This is a genomic window from Paenarthrobacter sp. NPDC089307 (assembly GCF_040685055.1).
GTDB lineage: Bacteria > Actinomycetota > Actinomycetes > Actinomycetales > Micrococcaceae > Arthrobacter.
The window spans coordinates 1-21,492 of the sequence record NZ_JBFBHE010000006.1; the positions used below are offsets into that span (position 1 = coordinate 1).

Genomic DNA, 21,492 nt, shown 5'->3' on the forward strand with positions numbered 1-21,492 from the left:
AAAACCAACACCTGGTTCAACAAGCCCCTGAACCGGACCTTTTCACATGAGGCAACGAAGCCGACTTCCCGGACCTATTGACGTGAGGCAACAGGGCACCGTTGCCGCAGGCACCCAATGAAGGGAAGAAGGGGTGGCGGAATGCCCGGCCGGCCACGATCGTTGAATGGTTAGGCCGACGCAAACCCCGCGATAGCCTAGCTACACCACTCCCGGATCGGAAGAGAGACCATGAGCAACTCCGCTGACGACAATGACGTTGTCATCCTCGCCGCCTCCCGCACCCCGCAGGGCCGGCTGAACGGACAATTGGCGGGATTCACCGCCGTCGAACTTGGTGCACACGCGATCAGCGTCGCCCTGGCGGCAAGCGGCGTCAAAGCCGAGCAGGTGGATGCCGTCATCATGGGCCAGGTCCTCCAGGCAGGCGCCGGACAGAACCCCGCCCGCCAAAGCGCCATTGCCGCCGGCGTCGGCTGGAACATCCCGGCGGTGACCATCAACAAGGTGTGCCTCTCGGGACTCACGGCTGTCATTGATGCCGCGCGCATGATCCGCAGCGGTGATGCCACCGTGGTGGTGGCCGGTGGCCAGGAATCGATGACGCGGGCTCCGCACCTGCTCCCCGGTTCCCGTCAGGGCTGGACCTACGGTTCCATCCAGGCCCTGGACGTCGCCGCCCATGACGGCCTCACGGATGCCTTCGACGGTCAGTCCATGGGATTGTCCACGGAAACCAAGAACGTCACGCTGGGCATCGACCGCCGGGCCCAGGACGAAGTCGCAGCGGCCTCGCACCAGCGCGCCGCTGCCGCGATCGCAGACGGAATTTTCGACGTCGAAATTGCTCCGGTGAGCGTCAAGCAGCGCAAGGGCGACCCCCTTGTACTCTCCACGGACGAAGGCGTGCGGCCCAACACCACTATTGAAACCCTGGCCCCCCTGAAGGCGGCGTTCGCCACGGACGGCACCATCACGGCGGGCAACTCTTCGCCATTGTCCGACGGCGCCTCCGCACTGGTGCTGACCAGTCGCCGCTTCGCCACGGACAACGGCTTGGAATACCTGGCTGTGGTAGGGAAACCGGGCCAGGTTGCCGGGCCGGACAACTCGCTGCACTCCCAGCCATCCAACGCGATCGCACAGGCACTGAAGCGTGCAGGCTGGACCGCGGAGGACCTTGACTTCATTGAAATCAACGAGGCCTTCGGCTCGGTGGCTGTCCAGTCCCTCAAGGACCTGCGCTATCCGCTGGAGAAGTGCAATGTCCATGGCGGCGCCATCGCCCTCGGGCACCCCATCGGAGCCTCCGGCGCCCGTTTGGCCCTTCACGCTGCGCATGAGCTCAAGCGCCGGGGAACCGGCAAGGCAGCGGTTTCCTTGTGCGGTGGCGGCGGCCAGGGCGAAGCACTGCTTCTGTACCGCGACTGATGGCAGGCGAAATGACCGAAGGGGCGGAACGCTTTCTGGCCGACGCCGCGGCCCGCGGACTGGACGTCGACGTCGTCGAACGTCCTGCTGCGCGCAGCCTGGAAGAGGCAGCCGGCATTCTGGGGATCAGCCCGGCCGACATCGTGAAGTCGTTGGTGGTCAAGCACCGGGATGGCAGTTTCCTGTTCGCTTTGATTCCCGGTGACCGCCAGATTTCCTGGCCGAAGCTGCGTGCGTTGGTGGGCGTCAACAAACTATCCCTGCCGCCGGCAGAGACGGCTTTGGAGGCCACTGGCTACGAGCGCGGCACCATCACTCCCCTGGGCAGCACCACCCCGTGGCCGGTCTACGCCGATGCCACCATCTCAGGCCGCCGGATTTCCATGGGTGCCGGAGCCCACGGGCGCAGTGCTTTCGTTGACGCAGATGCCCTGACAGCCGCGCTCGGAGCAGTAGTCGCGGACATCAGCGAACCCAACTAGGTCGCGGTTCAGGTCGTTTCCAGCACTGGGAACGACCTCAACTGCGACCCGGTTGGAGTGCTTAAACAGCAGGAAGCCCCGCCCGGCGAACCGGACGGGGCTTCCCAAGCAAGACGAGTTACTTGAGGGTAACCGTTGCGCCAGCTTCTTCGAGCTGAGCCTTTGCCTTCTCTGCGGCTTCCTTGTTGGCGCCTTCGAGAACAGCCTTCGGTGCGCTGTCAACCAGGTCCTTGGCTTCCTTGAGGCCGAGGGAGGTGATGGCGCGAACTTCCTTGATCACTGCGATCTTCTTGTCGCCAGCAGATTCGAGGATGACGTCGAAGTCGGTCTTCTCTTCAGCAGCTTCAGCGGCACCGCCGGCAGCGGGGCCAGCAACTGCAACAGCAGCAGCCGTAACTTCGAAGGTCTCTTCGAAGAGCTTGACGAACTCGGAGAGCTCGATGATGGTCAGTTCCTTGAAAGCTTCAATGAGCTCTTCGTTGCTGAGCTTCGCCATGGTGGCGTCCTTCCATTAGTTGGCGCAGGTCCGGACCATGCAGGTCCGAGCGCCAGAGTTTGTTTGGGGGGAGAACTTAGTTCTCTTCGGTTGCAGCTTCGGCAGCCGGTGCTTCTTCAGCAGCCGGAGCTTCCTCAGCAGCAGCCTCTTCGGCCGGGGCTTCGTCAGCGGCCGGTGCAGGTGCGCCGCCCTCTTCTTCAAGCTTGAGGCGCAGAGCGTCGATGATGCGTGCAGCAGCAGATGCGGGAGCCTTGAGGACACCAGCAACACGTGCGAGCTGCAGTTCGCGGGACTCGAGGGCTGCCAGTTCGGCAACTCCTGCTGCGTCCAATGCCTTGCCTTCGAAGACGCCGGTCTTGATAACCAGCTGCTTGTTGGCCTTGGCAAAGTCCGTCAGGCTCTTGGCAGCAGCAACAGCGTCACCCTTGATGAAGGCGATTGCAGTAGGGCCGGCAAGCTGATCGTTGAATGCTTCAACTCCAGCTTCCTTGGCTGCAATGGCGCTCAGGGTGTTCTTGACGACCGAGAACTTGGTGTCCTGGCCGAGCGCAACACGCAGTTCCTTGAGCTGTGCAACAGTGAGCCCGCGGTATTCGGTCAGGACAGCCGCGTTCGATTCCTTGAAATCGTTGGTGATCTCCGCAACTGCGGAAACCTTGCTAGGCGTTGTCATAACCCTCCTTCCGGGGAATAAAGCCGGTCTTCCGGGTCCCCACTCACAAGAGCTAAAACTAAAAACGCCCCGCGCAGATGCACGGGGCTTGGCTCAACACAGATGTATCCGTGGAGTTAGCTTCGTTCACCTGCGCCGGCCGCCCTATGTTCAGGGTCCTTCGTCAAGGAATTCACTTGGTTCTCAGGGGCGTGGCTGCAGAATTGAGCTGCGCTCGAAAGAGTGGATTCCCATCAACCGACGGTCTTTGGTACTTCAAGGTTACGGGACAGCGTTCAGCAAACCAAATCGAAGCAGCGCTAGTCGGAAACCGTCGGCCCTTCATCCCGGCCCGGAAGCTCCTTTTGCCACAGTCCGGTGACACCCGCCGTCGTAAATCCCAGCTGCTTGTTGACTGTCAGGAGGTAGCGGTTTTCAGGGGCGTTCCAGGTGTAGATCACGCGGGCATCGGGGAATTGCTCGCTTAGCCTTTCCATGTTGGCCACCTTGATGAGCAGCCCCAGTTTGTTTCCCCGGTGCTCCTGCAGGACCAAGGTGTCGTCCTGGAAAACCACGTCCTGACGGTGCGCAAGGACACTGATGGTGGTCAGGCCCACCAGCTTGCCGCTTTCAACATGTTCGACGGCGGTGACCACCGTACGTCGGCCCTGCGCCAATGCGGCGTCCTCGGTTTCCCTGAGGATCGCGGTGTCGAAGACCATGCCGCTCGCTTCAACCTCCGGCGCGTCTTCGGCGGCGTCCTCGCGAACGACCTCGCCGGCGGCATTTTCCAGCGCTGCCACAGCTTCCAGCCACGCCTCCGGGCAACGGTCGGTCCAGTGGTGGAGGGTATACCTGCCGCCGTTTGCTTCCTCTGCCTCAAGCTGGAGGTCGGCAACCAGCTGGGAGTCAAGGGGCAGGATGCAGGAGCTGAACTGCTCGATGTGCTGCAGGGCGTAGCCGGCCTTCCTGGCGAAGTCCACCTCCCTGCTGCTCACGGGAACAAAGCCGGCACCACTGCCGGGAATCATCTGGTCCTCGGGAACCTCCGTCAAAGAAGTCGCCGGGTGGTTGGTGTCCACCAGGATCATGGTGCGGCCCTCGGCCCGGGCCAGCTCTTCGGCAGCCTCAAGCAACTGCCGCCCCACCCCTTGTCCTTGGAACTCGGGAAGGATGTCCAAAGTGAACTCGGCCAAGTCCATGTTGTCAGCCAGTGGCAGGGCAATATCCACCACACCCACGATGACGCCGTCAACTTTGGCCACCAGAATGATCTGGCGCTCGTAGGGATCCGAGAACTCCAGCAACTTTTCCAAGGGCGTGTAGGCGAGGTCGTCGCTCCCCCACGTTTCCATCCGCACCCGGCGCCCGACTTCCACGGCGTCCAGGAAATCGGCAGCCTCCGGGCTGTCCAGGGTGTCAGGCACCCACAGCTGCTCGACCTGAACGGTACCTGCCTCGTCTACAGTCATCCCAGCCGTTTCTGCCATTCGCCTTCAAAGCCGGACGGCTTGAATCCAAGGGCGATATTTATGGCCAGCATATGCTGGTTTTCAACAGCGTTCCACGTCATCACCAACGTGGCGCCAGGCCAGAGTCCCTTGGCCCGGCGCAGATTGGCGACTTTCACCAGCATGCCCAAGCCATGCCCCCTGTGCCCTGGAGCCACCAGGGTGTCCTCCTGATAGATCACTGCCGGCGCTTCTTCCCTGTGCGTCAGCACTGTGTAAGCCGCCAATTCGCCGGTCGCGTCGTGGCGTGCAACGCATACTGCGGCGTCCACGCTGCTTGCCCGCCAGGTGGCCTCCTCCCTCCGGACACGGGCCGCGTCCCAGACCTCGCCTTCCCAGGCCATGCCCGCGATGGGAACCTCGGTGCTCATCAGGCTCTTGAGCCGGGCGAAGGCGTCCACCAGGGGGTCGGGACAACGGTCCTGCCAGCTGATGACGCTGTAACCCGCGGCCCGCTTCATTGCCTCGTCCTCAAGCTCTCCGAGCAACGCTTCCGGCCCGGGGAAGGCGAGCGTGCTGTTCGTTTCCACTTGTTCCAGCGAATACCCGTGATGGAGGGCGAAGCCTGTGGACGCCGCGGCCAACGGCACACCGCCTGAGCCGGATTTCGCCTCGAGGAGCTCTACGCCGGCTTCAACGGGCGCAATCGGCTCACCGCAGTAGGCGTCGAAGGACACCCGCCCGCGTTCGGTGGCCAATTCCTCAAGCACCATCAGGATCCGCGACCCAAAGCCGCGACGCCGGAAGTTGCCGTCAACCAGCACGTCCACACCCGCCGTCGTCGTGTTTTCGCTCAGGGGCAACGTGAGCGTGCCGCAGCCCACCACCTTGCCGTCAAGGCGCGCGAGGAACACCTGGCGTTCTTCGTATTCATTGCCCTGCCAGAAAAGGACGGCTTCGGCCATGGTGGCGCAACGGTCCAGGTTGCCCCACAGTTCCAGCGCGTGGGCTACGTTCAGCTGGTGGAAGGCCTGAAAATCCGAGGCTTCGGCTGCGGCGTCGGGACTTGCGGGGACCTGGATCCGCGCCACGGTCAGACCGGCAGTCCCGGAAGAGTTCGACGACGTCACGCACCACAGCCTACGGCCCGCCGCCCCGCCGCGAACAGGGCGATGGATGAAAAAGGCGGCCGCCGACAAGAAGGCAGGCAAGACGGCAGACAAGAAAAAGGACCGCCCGGCAAAGCCGGACGGTCCTTTTCAGAGCAAGTGCTCCCGAAGCTTACGCGTCGGTGAGAACCTTGGTGACGTTCGGGTCAACGGTGATGCCCGGACCGAACGTGGTGGCAACGGTAGCCTTCTGGATGTAGCGGCCCTTGGAAGCGGACGGCTTCAAGCGAAGCACCTCTTCCAGTGCAGCTGCGTAGTTCTCAGCCAGCTTCTGGGCGTCGAAGGACACCTTGCCGATGATGAAGTGAAGGTTGGAGTGCTTGTCGACGCGGAAGTCGATCTTGCCGCCCTTGATGTCGTTGACAGCCTTGGTGACGTCCGGGGTAACCGTGCCGGTCTTCGGGTTCGGCATGAGGTTACGCGGGCCGAGGACCTTACCGAGGCGGCCAACCTTGCCCATGAGGTCAGGAGTTGCCACTGCGGCGTCGAAGTCGGTCCAGCCGGCTGCGATCTTTTCGATCAGGTCATCGGAACCAACGAAGTCGGCGCCGGCAGCGATTGCTGCTTCGGCCTTGTCGCCCGTTGCGAAAACGAGGACGCGGGCAGTCTTACCGGTGCCGTGGGGCAGGTTGACGGTGCCACGAACCATCTGGTCAGCCTTACGCGGGTCAACGCCCAGGCGGAATGCGACCTCAACGGTTGCGTCGAACTTGGAAGGGTTGGTGTCCTTCGCGAGGTTGATGGCCTCGAACGGGGCGTAGACCTTGTCTGCCTCGATCTTGGCTACGGCTGCCTCATATGCTTTGCTGCGCTTTGCCATGCTGCTGTTTCTCCTTGTGCAGTTGTGGTCTGCGGACCGCGCTGGGCCCTGCCACAAGTCGTGGATCCGGCAAGGATCCTGCGACATTTTAATGTTTCAGATGCCGGTTGCCCGGCGGGTGAAGGCCGCGATTGGCCTTCGAGGGTTCTAGCCTTCGACCGTGATGCCCATGGAGCGGGCGGTGCCGGCGATGATCAGGGCAGCAGCCTTGATGTCGTTGGCGTTCAGGTCTTCCATCTTGGTGGAAGCAATTTCCTCGACCTGTGCCTGGGTCAGCTTGGCAACCTTGACGGTGTGCGGGGTAGCCGAACCCTTGGCGACGCCTGCAGCCTTCTTGATGAGCTCTGCAGCCGGCGGGGTCTTGGTGATGAAGGTGAAGGAACGGTCTTCGTAGACCGTGATTTCAACCGGGATAACGTTTCCGCGCTGGGATTCCGTTGCAGCGTTGTACGCCTTGCAGAATTCCATGATGTTGACACCGTGCTGGCCAAGTGCAGGACCGATCGGCGGAGCCGGGTTAGCGGCACCTGCCTGGATCTGCAGCTTGATGAGGCCGGTGACCTTCTTCTTGGGAGCCAATGTAGGGTCCTTCTCTCAATAGCTTCCTGGGGCACAGGAGCGCGTCCCAGGTTGTTGGCCGCCATGGCGAGGCGGCCGGCCGCTCCCGGACTGCTAAGCAGGCAGCACCGGAGCGAAATTTTGGAATCAACTAGATCTTGGTGACCTGGTTGAAAGCGAGCGTCACCGGAGTTTCGCGCTCGAAGATCGAGACCAGCACCACGAGGGTCTGGGACTCGGGCTTGATTTCGGAAATCGTTGCCGGGAGGGTCTCGAACGGACCTTCCTTGACGATGACCGACTCGCCGACCTCGAAGTCGACGGCCACGGGAGCCTGGTTCTGCTTGTTGACCGGCTTGCCCTGCTCTGCCTGCTCTTCTTCGAAGACCGGGGCGAGCATGGAGAAGACCTCGTCAAGGCGGAGCGGGACCGGGTTGTGGGCGTTGCCCACGAAGCCGGTAACACCGGGGGTGTGGCGAACGGCGCCCCAGGAGGCGTCGGTCAGGTCCATGCGGACCAGGACGTAACCGGGAATGCGAACGCGGTTGATGACCTTGCGCTGCGCGTTCTTGATCTCGACGACCTCTTCCATGGGCACCTGGATCTCGAAGATGTAATCTTCCATGTCCAGGGTCTGGATGCGGGTCTCAAGGTTGGCCTTTACGCGGTTTTCGTAACCTGCGTAGGAGTGGATGACGTACCAGTCACCTTCCTGGCGGCGCAGCTTGGCCTTGAACTCTTCGGCCGGGTCAGCGGGTGCTGCAGCAGCAGCGGCAGCCAGCTGGTCGCCGTCGGACTCTTCCTCGGAGTCGACGTCGGCGGACTCACCGGACGCGTCGTCGGACTCTTCGTCAACGTCGGCTTCGAAGTCCTCTTCGGAATCGTCGGCGTCGACGTCGGCAGATTCGGGCGCAGCAGAATCGACCTCGGACTCTTCCGCAGCCTCAGCTGCAGCGCCCTCAGTTTCTTCCAGCTCAGTCTCGTTTACCTCGAGCTCCTGCTCAGACACTTGGTCTCCTGCTTCCTCATTGCCTAACATGCCTATTTAAATGGCTCAATTCCGCAAACCCCGCAAAATTCCTGGCGTACTGAGGAATCCCACGCAGTTTACGGACAGATCCGCTTAGCGGTCCGTGGCGCCTGACCCACCGAAGACCCAGCTGACTCCCGTGCCGAAGGCGAGGTCCAGCAGGGTGACAATGACCATCATGATGACCACGAACACCAGCACCACGAGCGTGTAGTTGATCAGTTCCTTGCGGGTGGGGGCAACGACCTTCTTCAGTTCGCCAATGATCTGGCGTACGAAGAGTGCAATACGGGCGAAGAAGCCGCGTTCGGCTTTCTTGGCGGGACGGCCCTTCGAGCTGCTGGCAGCTGTTTCGGTCACCTGGTCCTCACTCACCTTGCAAAGTCGTTGACCCGACTCTGATCAGAGCCATGGTTGCTGCGCGTGTCCCGGCGTTTCCGCCGGAACAGCTTGCGCAGGGCAGACAGGACTCGAACCTGCAACCTGCGGTTTTGGAGACCGCTGCGCTACCAATTGCGCCACTACCCTATGGATCGAATCCATGTTTCAGGCCGCACTTCAGCCTGTGATGCTTTTCAACACCGGTGAACCAGTCTACGCAAGAATTTCACGATAGTCGAACCGGCCTGTTTCGGGCCTCCCAGTCCCCTGAATGGGCTGTGACCAGCATTATCAGTCACAAACCCGGAAGGGCACGCGGGAGCTCCGCAGAACAGCATAAGGTAGTTTACGTCGAATCCCATCATCCAGCCCACGAGCTGCCTGCGAAGAACGGTACATAGATGTCTGCCGGAACAACTACCGCCCGCATTTCACAGCGAATTTCCGCCATTGCCGAGTCCGCCACCCTTGCCGTTGATGCCAAGGCCAAGGCACTGAAGGCCGCGGGTCGTCCCGTGATTGGTTTCGGTGCAGGCGAACCCGATTTCCCCACCCCCGACTACATCGTCCAGGCAGCAATCGAGGCAGCCAGCCAGCCGAAGTACCACCGCTATTCCCCTGCGGGCGGCTTACCTGAACTCAAGAAAGCCATTGCGGACAAGACCCTCCGGGACTCGGGTTACAAGGTTGATCCTGCCCAGGTGCTGGTGACCAACGGCGGCAAGCAGGCCGTGTACAACACCTTCGCCACGTTGGTGGATCCCGGCGACGAGGTCATCATCCCCACCCCGTTCTGGACCACTTACCCGGAGGCCATCCGGCTCGCCGGCGGCGTGCCGGTTGAGGTTTTCGCCGGTCCGGAGCAGGGCTACCTGGTCACCGTGGAGCAGCTCGAAGCCGCTGTCACCGACAAGACCAAGATCCTGTTGTTCGTGTCCCCCTCGAACCCCACCGGCGCCGTCTACAGCCCGGAGCAGGTGGCGGAGATCGGCAAGTGGGCCGCGTCCAAGGGCCTGTGGGTTGTCACCGATGAAATCTACGAACACCTCACCTACGACGACGTCGAGTTCACGTCCATTGCCACTGCCGCTCCTGAACTTGGCGACAAAGTAGTCATCCTCAACGGCGTTGCCAAGACCTACGCAATGACCGGTTGGCGCGTGGGTTGGATGATCGGCCCCACTGACGTCATCAAGGCCGCAACCAACCTGCAGTCCCACGCCACGTCCAACGTCTCCAACATCATGCAGGTCGCGGCCGCCGCTGCCCTCACCGGTCCGCTGACCGCCGTCGACGAGATGAAGGTAGCCTTCGACCGCCGCCGCAAGGCGATCGTCGCCGGGCTTAACGCGATTGACGGCGTTGAATGCCCGACGCCGACCGGCGCCTTCTACGTATACGCCGACGTCCGTGGCCTGCTGGGCAAGGAATTCGAGACCTCGAACGGCCCGGTCCGCCCGGAGACTTCCGCTGAACTCGCCACGCTCATCCTCGACGAGGTTGAGGTCGCCATTGTCCCGGGTGAGGCGTTCGGCCCCTCCGGCTACGTTCGGCTTTCTTATGCACTGGGCGACGACGACCTCGCCGAGGGTGTCCGCCGCATCCAGGAATTCCTGGGCAAGGCCAAATAGCTGCTTCTTGAGAAGCGGGATGTCGCTTCCTGACCTTCTTTGGATCGGGATCAGCCCCCAGGCAACCGAACAGGTTGCCTGGGGGCTGATTTGTTATCCGGAGCGGGAAGCCGAACCCGGGGCGCACCCACGTTAGCCGCGTACCGCCGTCGACAGTTCATGGCGGGCCTGGGACGTGAGCGAGCGTCCGGCCCAAGCACCCGGAACGTGACCGAGCGTCCGGCCCAAGCACCCGGAACGTGAGGGAGGGTTAGAGGAGGCGGCGCTCGGCGGCCCACTTGGTCAGTTCATGCCGACTGGAAAGCTGGAGTTTCCGCAGCACGGCGGAGACGTGGGTTTCCACCGTCTTGATGGAAATGAAGAGCTCCTTGGCCACTTCCTTGTAGCTGTAGCCGCGCGCAATGAGCCGCATGACTTCGAGTTCCCGGGCCGAGAGCTTGTCCAGTTCATCATCCGCGATGTCGGCAGGAGCCGTGCCGAAGGCATCCAGCACGAATCCCGCGAGCCGGGGCGAAAAAACCGCATCGCCGTCGGCTACCCGGATGACGGCATCGGAAATTTCCTTACCGGAAATGGTTTTGGTGACGTAGCCGCGGGCTCCGGCCCGGATCACTGACACCACGTCCTCGGCGGCGTCCGAAACACTCAAGGCCAGGAAGCTCGTGCTCCCCAGCAACGCAGCAGATCCTGCGATGACTTCCCGGCCACCACCGCCCAGCCCACCGGGAAGGTGAACATCCAGCAGCACTACTTCCGGGCGGGTTTCGGCGATGACCGCGATGGCCTGCTCCACCGTTCCGGCCTCGCCCACCACGTCCATGCGGGCGTCGAGGTCGGCCTTCAAACCGGAGCGGAAAATGGTGTGGTCATCCACGATCACCACCCGCACTTTGCGCACAGTGCCACCGTCGGGATTGATTGTCATTGCTTCGTTTCTCCATTCCGGGCTTCACTGTTCCGGGTTTCACTGTTCCGGGCTTCTACATTCCGGGCTTCGCCAGGGTCCGGATTTGCCGCCGGAAGACCCAACCGCACTTCAGTTCCGTCACCACTGCTGTTGATGACCGCGGTGCCGCCATGCCTCTTCATGCGACCGATGATCGATTCCTTGACGCCCAGCCTGTCATCGGGGACTGCGCCGGGATCAAAGCCGGGCCCGCGGTCCTTGATGAAGATCTCGGTGCCGGCGTCAGTGCTCTCCATGTACACCGAAACCGTGCCGCCGGCGTGCCGGGCCGCATTGAGCATGGCTTCCCTTGCTGCCTGGACCAAGGCTTCGTGCCTGTCCGACATATCCGAATCACCTACGGCGACAACTTCCACGGGATGGCCGTGGGCGTCCTCCACCTCTGCTGCCACAGCTTTGATCCGTTCTGCCAAAAGACCTGACTCCTTGGCCGGATCACTGAAGAGCCAGGTCCGGAGTTCGCGCTCCTGGGCCCGTGCCAGGCGGACCACGTCCTGCTCAGAGCCTGCCCTGCGCTGGATAAGTGCCAGCGTCTGGAGCACAGAGTCGTGCAAATGGGCCGCAATTTCGGCGCGCTCGGTTTCCCGGACGCGCCCGGCCCGCTCCGTCTCCAGGTCTTTCCAGAACTTCAACCCCCAAGGCAGCAGCACAAGGGCAACACCGCCAAGGACAGCTACAGAGGCCAGCAGGGCAAGCCATGTCTGTTCCCACGATCCCGAACCTGACACCATCACCAGGACGCCGGCCACCACCAGCGCCAACCCAGCCGCCAACCGGACCCACCCACCGGCTTGGTCGGCCTTCGTCTTGTCCACCAAACCGGCCCTGCGGGTTTCGTCGAGCTGCATCCAGGCGATCGCCGCTCCCCCGAGGATCGCCGCGGCGGGAATGAGGGTCCCCAACGGTACGTCAACACCAAATTGGCGCGCGACCAGAATGGCGGCCACCAGGAGCAAAGCCGCGCCCAGCAGGATCTCCTTGCCGTATTGGATCTTGCGGAACGAGAACCAGGATCCCAGCGCGTTGCCACCCCACCAGGCATCGGCGTTCGCAGCATTGAAAGAGCGCCCGGCGTCAGCGCCTGTTCCGGTGCCAGCGGGGCCGCCAGCCGCGGAGCCGCTGTGCGCCGCCGGTTCGGTTCGCGACGCCGGTCCGGGCCCGGCGTCGTACGTTTGCTGCGGCCGGGCCGGGCCGACGCCGGTGGCGGGCACCGGCGGCAGGCTCACGGCTGGAGCAATGGGCGACGCCGGTCGGCGGGCATTGCGCTTGGCGTTCTCATCCGCGGTGGGAACCATGGTCCACAGCCACGCGTAGAAGGCCACGCCGGCACCACCGGCAAAGCAGGCCAGGACCATGCCAAGCCGCACAAACTTGACCGGCCACCCCAGGTGATCGGCCAGCCCGCTGCAGACGCCCGCGATCATGCGGTCGCTGCTGCGGACCAGCGGGGGGCGTTCAACGGCGGTTGTCATGTACCAATCCAAGCACGGATCAGGGTTCCCCGGACCGGATTCCGGCAGGGTCAGGGGGCCTCTCAGGGATCATTCAGGGTATCCCCCAGTAGAGGGCGGGCGTGCCCGGACGGCAGGATCTAAGTATGAACGCGAACAGCATGAACCCAGAGGAACCCGGAACGCCTGGCACCGCCGGCACGTCCGGCTCCAGCGCCGCCAATGGCGCTTCCACCGGTGGCCCCGACTCCCCTTCCGGGGCCTCGGACCAGTCCGCTTCCGGCGCGTCTGCCGGCAGTGGCGGAGCCGGGAGTGGCCCGGCCGCCGGTACCTATGTGCCATCGGGCGATGCCCCCGCAGCTTCGCAACAGAACTTCTTTGACTGGATCCGCAACCAAGGCATCCGCCGCGGGCCTGACCGCTGGATAGGCGGAGTGGCCAGTGGGATTGCGCACCGGTTCGGCATCGATCCGTTGATCGTGCGCGGCATCTTCATTGTCCTTGCGCTCTTCGCCGGCGTCGGGGTTCTGCTGTACGGCATCGCCTGGGCGCTCCTGCCGGAACCGGACGGCCGGATCCACGTGCAGGAGGCAGCGGCGGGGCGCTGGTCCGGAGGAATGACCGGTGCGCTCATCACTGCCATCATCGGCCTTCCAAGCCTTGGCCGCGGCTTCTGGGGATGGGGTTGGAACGGTCTTCCGGGCTTGTTCTGGACGCTGTTCTGGATGGGTGGGGTCATCTACCTCATCTACTTCCTGGTGCAGCGGAACAAGGCCCCGAAAGCTCCCATGGGAGCCCACAACTACGGGACCACTCCGACACCGACCGCCGCCTATGGCGCCCCGACCTCCTACCCGGCCACAGGGACCAACACAGGTGTCCCCGTCTACGGCGCCGGCATGCCGGCAGGCACCAAGCCAGGCGCCGGCTACGGATCCGGCGGATACGGCTCAGGGCCGGTGCCCCCAACAGGTCCTTTCAACTCCCCGCGTCCATCCGAGCCCTCCGGGCCGCGTCCGCCATACGGTCCCACTCCCCCGCAGGACTGGAATCCGAAACCGGCTGGGCCCAAGCGCAAGGGGCCGGGGGCCGCGATTGTGGCAGTCACAGCTGGTGCAGCCCTGCTGGCCGGCGGCACCCTCAAAGCACTCGACGCCGGACACGTCATTGATCTGGGAAACACCGCCAACGCCGTGGTGTGGGCTACGGCCGCTGCAGTGCTGGGCCTGGGCATCCTCATTGCAGGGCTCCGGGGAAGGACGTCCGGGTTCCTCGGGTTCCTGGCGATCGTTGCCCTGGTGATCGGGGGAATCTTCAATGTGGTTCCACGCAACGGTGACCGCTGGACGTTCCACGACGTCAATTGGGCTCCCACAAGTTTGGAGCAGGCACGGCAGGGCATTGACGTAACCGGGGCCAAGGGCACTGTGGACCTGAGCGATGTCGCCTTGACGCCGCCGCTGATCTCCGAGGTCCTGGTCCCCGTGGATGCCACCGCAAGCAACGTCACGGTCATCATCCCCAATGACGTTCCCGTGGAAGTCAGGGCGGACATGACCTTCGGCAACTTGAACGAACGTGGAGCCGACCGCGGAGGCCGCCTGCAGGACGACCGGACCCTCTACAACACAGGAAAACCCGGGGCCAACCTCGTAGTGCAAATCGACGGCACCTTCAGCAACGTGACCATCAAGGAAGGAAACTGACATGAGCACGAACGAGCCAGGCAACTTGCCCGAGTCCCAGCACACGGAGCCTTTGCCAAAGGGAACCCGCCCCACCGAAGCGTTGCCGAAGCCCCGGCTCCAGCAAATCCCCCTCACGCCGCCCCTGGAGCCAAGCTTCCGGGTGGAAAAGGCAGCAGAGGACGAACCACGGCAGGCCCGCATCGGAACGGTGGTGTGGGGGCTGATCGTGATTGCACTGGCAGTCTTGATCGTCATCTCAACCCTTGGCTGGGTGACGTTGAACGGCACGTATGTGCTGATAGGCCTGATGATCGGAGCCGGTGCGGCCCTGGTGGTGGGCGGACTGCTCGCAGCCCGCAAAGGTTCGGCGAAATCAAAGAACCCCACGCCGTGAACCATGCAATCCACGTGACAAAGCAACCACAACAGGGAAGGGTGTAGCCATGGACAAGTTCTTCAGCATCGTCAGGGGCCTCGGCCTGAAGCGCGGACCGCAACGCTGGCTGGGAGGCGTCTGCGGAGGAATCGCCGCGAAGCTCCGGGTGGACGTGGCCTACGTCCGGGTGGCATTCCTGCTGTTCTGCCTGCTTCCCGGGCCCGCAGTGGTGGTGTACATCCTGGGCTGGCTCATCCTGCCGGACCAGAACAACAAGATCGCCCTCGAATCATTCATCAGCCAGCGGTCCCGGTAACCATTTGGACCAACAGGAAGCGCTCCGCCCGTTGGCGGGGCGCTTTTCGTTGATTTCAGCCACATTTCCACTAGCGCACAGACGGGTCCAAAAGTAACCGTTTGTGTCGCACCCCACATGCCCGTCTACAATCATGGGGAGCTCAGCGTGGCGCTCTTGCACGTATTCCTCCAAGCCATGAGTGAGCAAACATGAAAATTGGCATTCTTACCAGCGGTGGCGACTGCCCCGGACTCAACGCAGTGATCCGGGGATCTGTCCTCAAAGGCATCGCCATCCACGGCCAGGAATTCGTGGGTTTCCGTGACGGATGGCGCGGCGTGGTCGAAGGCGACATCATCGACATCCCCCGCACCATGGTCCGCGGCATCGCCAAGCAGGGCGGCACCATCCTCGGTACGTCCCGCACCAATCCGTTCGAAAACGGCGGCGGCCCGGATGTCATCAAGGCCCACATGGAACGCCTCGGCATCGACGCGATCATCGCCATCGGTGGTGAGGGAACTTTGGCTGCGGCCAAGCGCCTCACGGATGCAGGCCTGAAAATCGTTGGCGTCCCCAAGACCGTGGACAACGACCTCGATGCCACTGACTACACCTTCGGCTTTGACACGGCAGTCCAAATCGCCACCGAGGCCATTGACCGCCTCCGCACCACCGGCGAATCCCACCACCGTTGCATGATCGCCGAGGTCATGGGACGCCACGTCGGCTGGATTGCCCTCCACGCAGGCATGGCCGCGGGCGCCCACGCCATCCTGATCCCCGAGCAGAAGGCAAGCATCGAACAGATCACCGAGTGGGTGCAGGAGGCCCACGATCGTGGTCGCGCACCGCTGGTGGTTGTTGCTGAGGGCTTTGTCCCGGACCACATGGAATCCCCGCACTCCGAACGCGGTCTGGATACTTTCGGGCGGCCCCGCCTGGGAGGCATCGCCGACCAGTTGGCCCCCGAGATCGAGGCCCGCACCGGCATCGAAACCCGTGCCACGATTCTTGGACACATCCAACGCGGCGGCGTTCCGACCGCCTACGACCGTGTCCTGGCCACCCGTCTTGGCATGGCCGCCATCGATTCCGTGGTTGAAGGACGCTGGGGCACCATGGTGGCCCTGAAAGGCACCGACATCTCCCACGTTGGCTTCGAAGAAGCCCTGGGCAAGCTGAAGACCGTGCCGCAGCACCGTTACGACGAAGCGAGTGTGTTGTTCGGTTAGTCGGCTAGGCTGAATCCATGACTCTGGAGCCCACGTCCGCTGCCATCATCCAGCTGGCGTGGGCTCGCCATTTGGGGCTCGACGACGACGCTTTCGCCGGCGCAGCTGCGGCACTCGCCACTGAAGGGTCTGACCCGGGCGACCCGACCACCAGGATTACCCGCGTTGATGAATCAGCGCGGGCGTTGGTGTTCCTGCGGTTGTTCGGCGTCTCGGCCCTGGTAGGTCCCCAGTGGGCGCTGGACGCAGCCGAGGCGATCCCCGATACCGAGTTGGCCCAGCACGTCACGCTGCTGACACTTACCCGTTCGCACGGTGGGCACGGGCTCGGATCCTCGGCACTGTTTTTCGCCGACGACCTTCCGCTGCAACAGCCCTCCGAAGACCTCACCGTTTCGCACGGCAATCCCGAGGCCATCACCCTGGAAGGGCTCTGTCCACCGGACGACGTCAATGAAGTGGGACTGCAGGGTTTGGAGCACCGCTTCACCATCATGCATCCGGAAGAGGAGCAGCCCACTCCCGTGGCGTGTGGAGCCTACGCCGAGTGGGAAGGCATCCTGGCCAACATGGGAGTACTGGTGGCTCCCCCATGGCGCAGGCGCGGGATCGGGACCTTGGCCGCTTCCATTGCCGCCCACGAAGCGCTTGCCGCCGGACTGACCCTTCAATGGAAGGCCGATGTCAGCAACACCGGAGCGCTCGCGATGGCCCGCAGCCTGGGCTTCGCCACTGGCGGGCTTCACGCGAGCGTACTCCTCGGCTAACCCCCCGGGAGTTTTTGTACAGCTAACGCCCTTTAGAAGGCCTTTTAGCGGCGTTAGCTGTACAAAAACTCCATCGGCTAGCGCTGGACTTCGACGTCGGCTGCCTCAGCTTGGGCTGGTGCCTTGGCGCCCCAACCTGATACGGCCTTCGGCTTACCAAAGAACAAGGCGACGACGGCACCCAGCAGTATCGCAAAGGCGGGCAAAAGGATTGACTGGCTCATCGCCGTCGAGAATCCCGCGTGCAGGAACTCCGGCAAGGTGCCGCCCACTGATGCCTCACCGACGGGCGCGCCGGCGGGTGCTGCCGGGAGTTCGGCGGCCAACCGTGACTGGATCAAGGCAGCAATGGCGGCCGAACCCAGCACGGCACCGATCTGGCGCGTTGTGTTGAAGACACCCGATCCGGCGCCAGCCTGGCGCGGTTCCAGGTTCCGGGTGGTGGCGTTGGACACCGGCCCCCAAATGAAGGCATTCGCAACACCCTGGAGGGCGCTGGGCAGCAGGAACATCCAGATGGGAGTGTCCGGACCCAGCAACGAAGCCGTCCAGAACAGGGCCCCGGAAAGGCAGACAAGGCCGAACGAAGCGAACCACCGCGGGTTTGCCCGGTCAATCAGCTTGCCCACGACCGGCGCCAAGGCACCGGAAATAACGGCCATGGGGATCATGAGCAGGGCGGACTGTGTGGGCGTCAGGCCCCGCACAGTCTGGTAGTAGAAGATAGTGGGCAACGGGAATGCTGTCACCGTGAAGCCCACGGCCATGATGGTGGTGTTGCCCAAGGAGAAGTTCCGTTCCTTGAACAGGCCCAGGGGAAGCAGCGGTTCTCCGCCACGGCGTTCCAGGATCCACTGCCAGAGTACAAAGACCACCAGGACGGCAAGGCCGGTGATGATCAGGCCCCACACGGAGATGAAGCCGGTGACGGTTCCCCATTTGTAGGTCTGGCCTTCCTGGATTCCGAAGACCAGCAGGAACATGCCCACGGCGGAAAGCAGCACGCCCAGGACGTCGAAGGAGTGGCTGTGCGTGGTCAGCTTGGGCACGAACCGGGTCACCAGGATGAAGGCAACAAGCCCGATCGGGACGTTGACGAAGAAGATCCACTCCCAGCCGAGGCTGTCCACCAGCACGCCGCCCAGGATCGGGCCAACGAGGACTGCCATGCCTGCGGTGGCTCCCCACAGACCCATGGCCGCACCGCGGCGGTCCGGCGGGAAGATGCGCGTGATGACCGCCATGGTTTGGGGAGTCATCATCGCGGCGCCGAGGCCTTGCACAGCCCTGGCTGCGATCAGCAAGGTCACATCGCCGGAGAGGCCGCACCAGAGGGAGGCCAGCGTAAAGACGACCAAGCCGATGAGGTACAGGTTCTTGGGGCCGAAGCGGTCACCGAGCCTGCCGGTGATGAGAAGGGGTACTGCGTAGGCCAGCAGGTAGGCGCTGGTGACCCAGATGACGGCGTTGATGTCGGTGTTCAGGCCCTCCATGATCCGCGGATTCGCGACCGACACGATAGTGGTGTCGATGAGGATCATGAAGAAGCCAACCACGAGCGACCACAGCGCGGGCCACGGCTTAGCTATGTTTTCCAAGGGGTTCCTTTGGCTTGTTTGAAAGTTCGGTGAGGGCAGGGCGGGGTTCGTCCCAAGGCAGCTGCCCGGTGCCCAACTCCTCCAGGAGACCGCGGATCCACGCGATCTCGGTTCGAAGCATGGCTTGCTGATAGGTGATGTCAATCCAGTACTTGCGGTCCAGGCCCTTGGCCGTCACAGCCTCCTGCGCACGGACCAGGAAGTCGAGCTCGGCATCCAAAGCAACCACCCGGTCTCCCAGGAGGCCGGTCACCACATCCGCGGGGAGGTGATGGGCTTCGGCTATGGCATGCGGAAAGACGGGGTACTCGTTGACCGGAGTGGCCAGCATGGCTTGGAGCCGGGCGTCCAGGGCGGCATGGCCTGCCTGAGTGATCCTGTAAGTGGTGCGCTCGGGACGGTTGCCTTCACGCCCTGTCCCTGTCGCCTCCACGAATCCGCTCTCCTCAAGGCGGCCCACTGCGTGATACAGCGTGCCCGGGCGGACCTTGACCAGCCGGTCCTCATGACGGGCCATCAGCAACTGGTACATCTCATAGGGGTGCATGGGCTGTTCAGCGAGAAGCGCCAACGATGCAACGCCCAACGGCGTCAGCTCAGCACTTTTGGCCATGGTCAGCCCCTCCAAAATCGATGTTATTCCACGACAACTATTCCACGTGGAATAATCGGGCGCAAGTAACCCCGGCTGCGCCTGCAGCCGGGGTTACTTGATAAGCCTGCTCAGCCCAAGAGGGCCAGGATCTCCGCCCGGGCAAACATCGTGGCAGCGTCGCGCGCGCTGGGCGTCCCGGCGTCGGGATCCGCTCCCGCATCCAGCAGCGCCCTGGCTACCCCGACGTAGCCCTTGAAAACGGCCCCCGCAAGCGGGGTCTGGCCGCGATCATTGGCTGCGTTGACGTCCGCACCATGGTGGATGATCAACTGCACGGCGTCCTCGTGCCCGTGGTAGGCGGCGAGCATCAGAAGGGAGTCCCCTGCCGCGTTGGTCAGGGTGGCGGGAGCTCCGGCATTCAGGTAGCCCCGCAGCAGCTCCGTATCCCCTTCGCGGGCGGCGTCGAACAAAGCGTGTGCCAAGGCCAACGTCTCTTCGTCGGGGCCGGTCTCGGGGTTTGTGGCTGCGCCATCGCTTTGGTTCATCGGTGGGGTCCCTTCAGGAATCCGGTCTGGCGCCCGACTACCTGTCCGGCATCGGGGGCGACGATCACTTCCTGGGCTGCGACGTAAGGCTCCTCGCCGTCCATCACCGTCAAGGTTTCCTCCGCCGAAACGGATCGCTTGATGACGGCCAAAGCCACAGGCCCCATCTCGAAGTGCTGCGCCACCGATGTCAGAGTACCTACCTTGCGTTCCCCGGCAAAGACAACACTGCCCACAGCGGGCAGGGTGTGCTGGGAACCATCAAGTTGCAGGAACACCAAGCGCCGTGGAGGGTGTCCAAGATTGTGGACGCGGGCAATGGTCTCCTGGCCCTTGTAGCAGCCCTTGTTCAGGTGCACCGAGGTACGAAGGAGGTCCAGCTCATGCGGAATCGTCTTTTCGTCGGTCTCGGCTCCCAGCCGCGGCCGCCATGCGGCAATCCGCAAGGCGTCAGCCGCCATGGCACCGGCCAGCGGAAGGCCCTCCACAGCGTCCTCAAGCCCAGCAGCAGGGACCAGGTACTCGAACCATGGCCGCTCCAAGCCTGGATGTGATTCCTCCGGGACAATGCTGTAGGCGTAGCCGCCGGGTCCGACATGCGGCCAAGGGTCTTCCCAGACCAGCCGGGAGGCGAACTGCTCCAACCGTTTGGTAGCTCCAACCACAGCCCATTGCTCCGAGACGTCATCGATCTCGACCCGCAGCATGAACTTCATCTTGTTCAGCCATTCAGCCAAGGGCGCGGCTTCAGCGGCCTCGACGATCAGCCAGGTGGTCCCGCCGTCGTCAATAACCCGGGCATCGAACTCGATGCGGCCCTGGACACTCAACAACAGAAGCTCGCTGGAGACGCCGGGCTGGAGGTGGGTCAGTTGCTGGGAGGACAGCGTGTTGAGCCAGCTGAGGCGGTCCGGTCCGGTCACGGTCACCACGCCGCGGTGGGAAAGATCCACGACGGCGGTTCCTGCCGCCAGGGTGCGCTGTTCGCGCAGCGGTTCGCCGTAATGGGCCGCGACGCCGGCATCCAGGCCGGTATCTTCGACGGCGCCAGGGCGCGACAACAGAGGGCTCTTGTAAGTCATATGTAGTAGAAGTCCTTGCGGCTCAGGGGTATTCCGGATGCGGCGATATTTCAGTTCAGCGGTATTCCGGGTTTTCAAAATCGAAGCGGGTGCCGGCTTTCCATTCCGCCGGCAGGTTTCCGTAGGCTGGAATGCCGCCGGCATCGCGCAGGAGCTTGGCCATATGCAGCAGGTTCCAGGTCATGAAGGTGGTGTTCCTGTTAGTAAAGTCACTCTCCGGGCCGCCGGATCCTTCGTCCAAATAGCTGGGTCCGGGACCCACGGCACCGATCCACCCGGCATCGGCCTGGGGTGGAATGGTGAAGCCGATGTGCTGGAGGCTGTAGAGGACGTTCATGGCACAGTGCTTGATGCCGTCCTCGTTGCCGGTGATCAGGCAGCCGCCTACCTTCGGGTAGAAGGCCCACTGCCCCTTGCTGGTCAACTCACCGGAATGGGCATACAGCCGCTCAATGAGTTTCTTGGTCTGCGAGGAGTTGTCGCCCAACCAGATGGGACCGGCAACCACCACAATGTCGGCCTCGAGGACAGCGGGATAGAGGTCCGGCCATTCGTCCGTCTTCCAGCCATGCTCACGCATGTCCGGGTATACCCCGCTGGCGATGTCGTGGTCCACGGTGCGGATAAGGCGCGTGGCGACGCCCTGTTTCTCCATGATGTCCCGGCTGATCCGGATCAGGCCATCGGTGTTGCTGAGCTGCGGGGAGGGCTTCAGTGTGCCATTGAAGAAGACCGCTTTAAGGCCCTCGTAGCCCCCTGGCTTGGGATGGTCGGTCACTTTCTGCTCCT

At 63.2% G+C, this 21,492-nt stretch carries 23 protein-coding genes and 1 tRNA gene; 8 read left to right on the top strand and 16 right to left on the bottom strand.

Annotated elements, in window-relative coordinates:
- The first annotated feature begins 231 nt into the window (after positions 1 to 231).
- Both AB0N72_RS15355 and AB0N72_RS15360 read left to right on the top strand, forming a co-directional pair.
- Positions 232 to 1,431 carry an acetyl-CoA C-acetyltransferase gene (locus AB0N72_RS15355; protein WP_363933296.1) on the top strand — a complete coding sequence of 400 codons (1,200 nt, stop codon included), beginning with the start codon at positions 232 to 234 and terminating at the stop codon, positions 1,429 to 1,431.
- An 11-nt stretch (positions 1,432 to 1,442) separates the two neighbouring features.
- Positions 1,443 to 1,913 carry a YbaK/EbsC family protein gene (locus tag AB0N72_RS15360; RefSeq protein ID WP_363933294.1) on the top strand — a complete coding sequence of 157 codons (471 nt, stop codon included), beginning with the start codon at positions 1,443 to 1,445 and terminating at the stop codon, positions 1,911 to 1,913.
- A 118-nt stretch (positions 1,914 to 2,031) separates the two neighbouring features.
- On the opposite strand, the gene rplL is transcribed toward AB0N72_RS15360, so the two are convergent.
- From rplL to AB0N72_RS15405, 9 genes are all read right to left on the bottom strand, one after another.
- Positions 2,032 to 2,409 (bottom strand): 50S ribosomal protein L7/L12, encoded by a 378-nt coding sequence (gene rplL, locus AB0N72_RS15365; protein WP_144659408.1) that lies wholly within the window; start codon positions 2,407 to 2,409, stop codon positions 2,032 to 2,034.
- A gap of 76 nt (positions 2,410 to 2,485) precedes the next feature.
- A complete protein-coding gene (rplJ, locus tag AB0N72_RS15370; RefSeq protein ID WP_363933292.1) occupies positions 2,486 to 3,082 on the bottom strand; it encodes a 50S ribosomal protein L10 in 597 nt (198 codons plus the stop codon).
- 299 nt (positions 3,083 to 3,381) lie between these two features.
- On the bottom strand, positions 3,382 to 4,533 hold the full coding sequence (locus AB0N72_RS15375; protein WP_363933291.1) for a GNAT family N-acetyltransferase: 1,152 nt from the start codon (positions 4,531 to 4,533) through the stop codon (positions 3,382 to 3,384).
- On the bottom strand, positions 4,530 to 5,642 hold the full coding sequence (locus tag AB0N72_RS15380; protein WP_363933289.1) for a GNAT family N-acetyltransferase: 1,113 nt from the start codon (positions 5,640 to 5,642) through the stop codon (positions 4,530 to 4,532). Before AB0N72_RS15380 ends, AB0N72_RS15375 begins: the two co-directional genes overlap by 4 nt.
- 151 nt (positions 5,643 to 5,793) lie before the next feature.
- Entirely contained in the window at positions 5,794 to 6,501 is a 708-nt protein-coding gene (gene rplA, locus AB0N72_RS15385) for a 50S ribosomal protein L1 (protein WP_363933287.1), read from the bottom strand.
- A 147-nt stretch (positions 6,502 to 6,648) separates the two neighbouring features.
- Complete coding sequence (gene rplK, locus AB0N72_RS15390; RefSeq protein WP_011775609.1) at positions 6,649 to 7,080, bottom strand: 50S ribosomal protein L11; 432 nt, start codon at positions 7,078 to 7,080, stop codon at positions 6,649 to 6,651.
- 130 nt (positions 7,081 to 7,210) lie between these two features.
- Positions 7,211 to 8,068 (bottom strand): transcription termination/antitermination protein NusG, encoded by an 858-nt coding sequence (nusG, locus tag AB0N72_RS15395; RefSeq protein WP_363933285.1) that lies wholly within the window; start codon positions 8,066 to 8,068, stop codon positions 7,211 to 7,213.
- Positions 8,069 to 8,182: 114 nt separating this feature from the next.
- Entirely contained in the window at positions 8,183 to 8,464 is a 282-nt protein-coding gene (gene secE / locus AB0N72_RS15400; RefSeq protein ID WP_144659401.1) for a preprotein translocase subunit SecE, read from the bottom strand.
- Positions 8,465 to 8,544: 80 nt separating this feature from the next.
- Positions 8,545 to 8,617: transfer RNA gene (locus tag AB0N72_RS15405), tRNA-Trp, on the bottom strand.
- Positions 8,618 to 8,871: 254 nt separating this feature from the next.
- On the opposite strand from AB0N72_RS15405, the gene AB0N72_RS15410 reads away from it, so the two are divergent.
- The gene (locus AB0N72_RS15410; RefSeq protein WP_363933283.1) at positions 8,872 to 10,101 is read left to right on the top strand and encodes a pyridoxal phosphate-dependent aminotransferase; all 1,230 of its coding nucleotides are present in this window, start codon (positions 8,872 to 8,874) and stop codon (positions 10,099 to 10,101) included.
- 250 nt (positions 10,102 to 10,351) lie between these two features.
- On the opposite strand, the gene AB0N72_RS15415 is transcribed toward AB0N72_RS15410, so the two are convergent.
- Positions 10,352 to 11,026: a response regulator transcription factor gene (locus tag AB0N72_RS15415; RefSeq protein WP_363933281.1), complete on the bottom strand. Its 675-nt coding sequence runs from the start codon at positions 11,024 to 11,026 to the stop codon at positions 10,352 to 10,354.
- Positions 11,023 to 12,540 carry a PspC domain-containing protein gene (locus AB0N72_RS15420; RefSeq protein ID WP_363933280.1) on the bottom strand — a complete coding sequence of 506 codons (1,518 nt, stop codon included), beginning with the start codon at positions 12,538 to 12,540 and terminating at the stop codon, positions 11,023 to 11,025. The genes AB0N72_RS15415 and AB0N72_RS15420 overlap by 4 nt, the downstream gene beginning before the upstream one ends.
- Before the next feature lie 125 nt (positions 12,541 to 12,665).
- Here AB0N72_RS15420 and AB0N72_RS15425 point away from each other — a divergent pair, with 125 nt between their 5' ends.
- From AB0N72_RS15425 to AB0N72_RS15445, 5 genes are all read left to right on the top strand, one after another.
- Positions 12,666 to 14,225 (top strand): PspC domain-containing protein, encoded by a 1,560-nt coding sequence (locus tag AB0N72_RS15425; protein WP_363933278.1) that lies wholly within the window; start codon positions 12,666 to 12,668, stop codon positions 14,223 to 14,225.
- 1 nt (position 14,226) lies between these two features.
- The gene (locus tag AB0N72_RS15430; protein ID WP_363933277.1) at positions 14,227 to 14,601 is read left to right on the top strand and encodes a hypothetical protein; all 375 of its coding nucleotides are present in this window, start codon (positions 14,227 to 14,229) and stop codon (positions 14,599 to 14,601) included.
- Between the two features lie 49 nt (positions 14,602 to 14,650).
- Positions 14,651 to 14,899, top strand: coding sequence for a PspC domain-containing protein (locus AB0N72_RS15435; protein WP_363933275.1), 249 nt, complete (start codon positions 14,651 to 14,653; stop codon positions 14,897 to 14,899).
- A gap of 191 nt (positions 14,900 to 15,090) precedes the next feature.
- Positions 15,091 to 16,116, top strand: coding sequence for an ATP-dependent 6-phosphofructokinase (locus tag AB0N72_RS15440; RefSeq protein ID WP_363933274.1), 1,026 nt, complete (start codon positions 15,091 to 15,093; stop codon positions 16,114 to 16,116).
- A gap of 17 nt (positions 16,117 to 16,133) precedes the next feature.
- Positions 16,134 to 16,883, top strand: a complete 750-nt coding sequence (locus AB0N72_RS15445) for a GNAT family N-acetyltransferase (protein ID WP_363933273.1) — start codon at positions 16,134 to 16,136, stop codon at positions 16,881 to 16,883.
- Between the two features lie 77 nt (positions 16,884 to 16,960).
- Here the strand turns inward: AB0N72_RS15445 and AB0N72_RS15450 are convergent, their stop codons facing one another.
- From AB0N72_RS15450 to AB0N72_RS15470, 5 genes are all read right to left on the bottom strand, one after another.
- A complete protein-coding gene (locus AB0N72_RS15450) occupies positions 16,961 to 18,481 on the bottom strand; it encodes a DHA2 family efflux MFS transporter permease subunit (protein WP_363933272.1) in 1,521 nt (506 codons plus the stop codon).
- On the bottom strand, positions 18,465 to 19,094 hold the full coding sequence (locus AB0N72_RS15455) for a PadR family transcriptional regulator (protein ID WP_363933270.1): 630 nt from the start codon (positions 19,092 to 19,094) through the stop codon (positions 18,465 to 18,467). The genes AB0N72_RS15450 and AB0N72_RS15455 overlap by 17 nt, the downstream gene beginning before the upstream one ends.
- Positions 19,095 to 19,204: 110 nt before the next feature.
- Positions 19,205 to 19,621, bottom strand: a complete 417-nt coding sequence (locus tag AB0N72_RS15460) for an ankyrin repeat domain-containing protein (protein ID WP_363933268.1) — start codon at positions 19,619 to 19,621, stop codon at positions 19,205 to 19,207.
- Entirely contained in the window at positions 19,618 to 20,703 is a 1,086-nt protein-coding gene (locus AB0N72_RS15465; protein ID WP_363933267.1) for a folate-binding protein, read from the bottom strand. The genes AB0N72_RS15460 and AB0N72_RS15465 overlap by 4 nt, the downstream gene beginning before the upstream one ends.
- A gap of 55 nt (positions 20,704 to 20,758) precedes the next feature.
- Positions 20,759 to 21,481, bottom strand: a complete 723-nt coding sequence (locus tag AB0N72_RS15470; protein WP_363933265.1) for a flavodoxin family protein — start codon at positions 21,479 to 21,481, stop codon at positions 20,759 to 20,761.
- Positions 21,482 to 21,492: the final 11 nt, after the last annotated feature.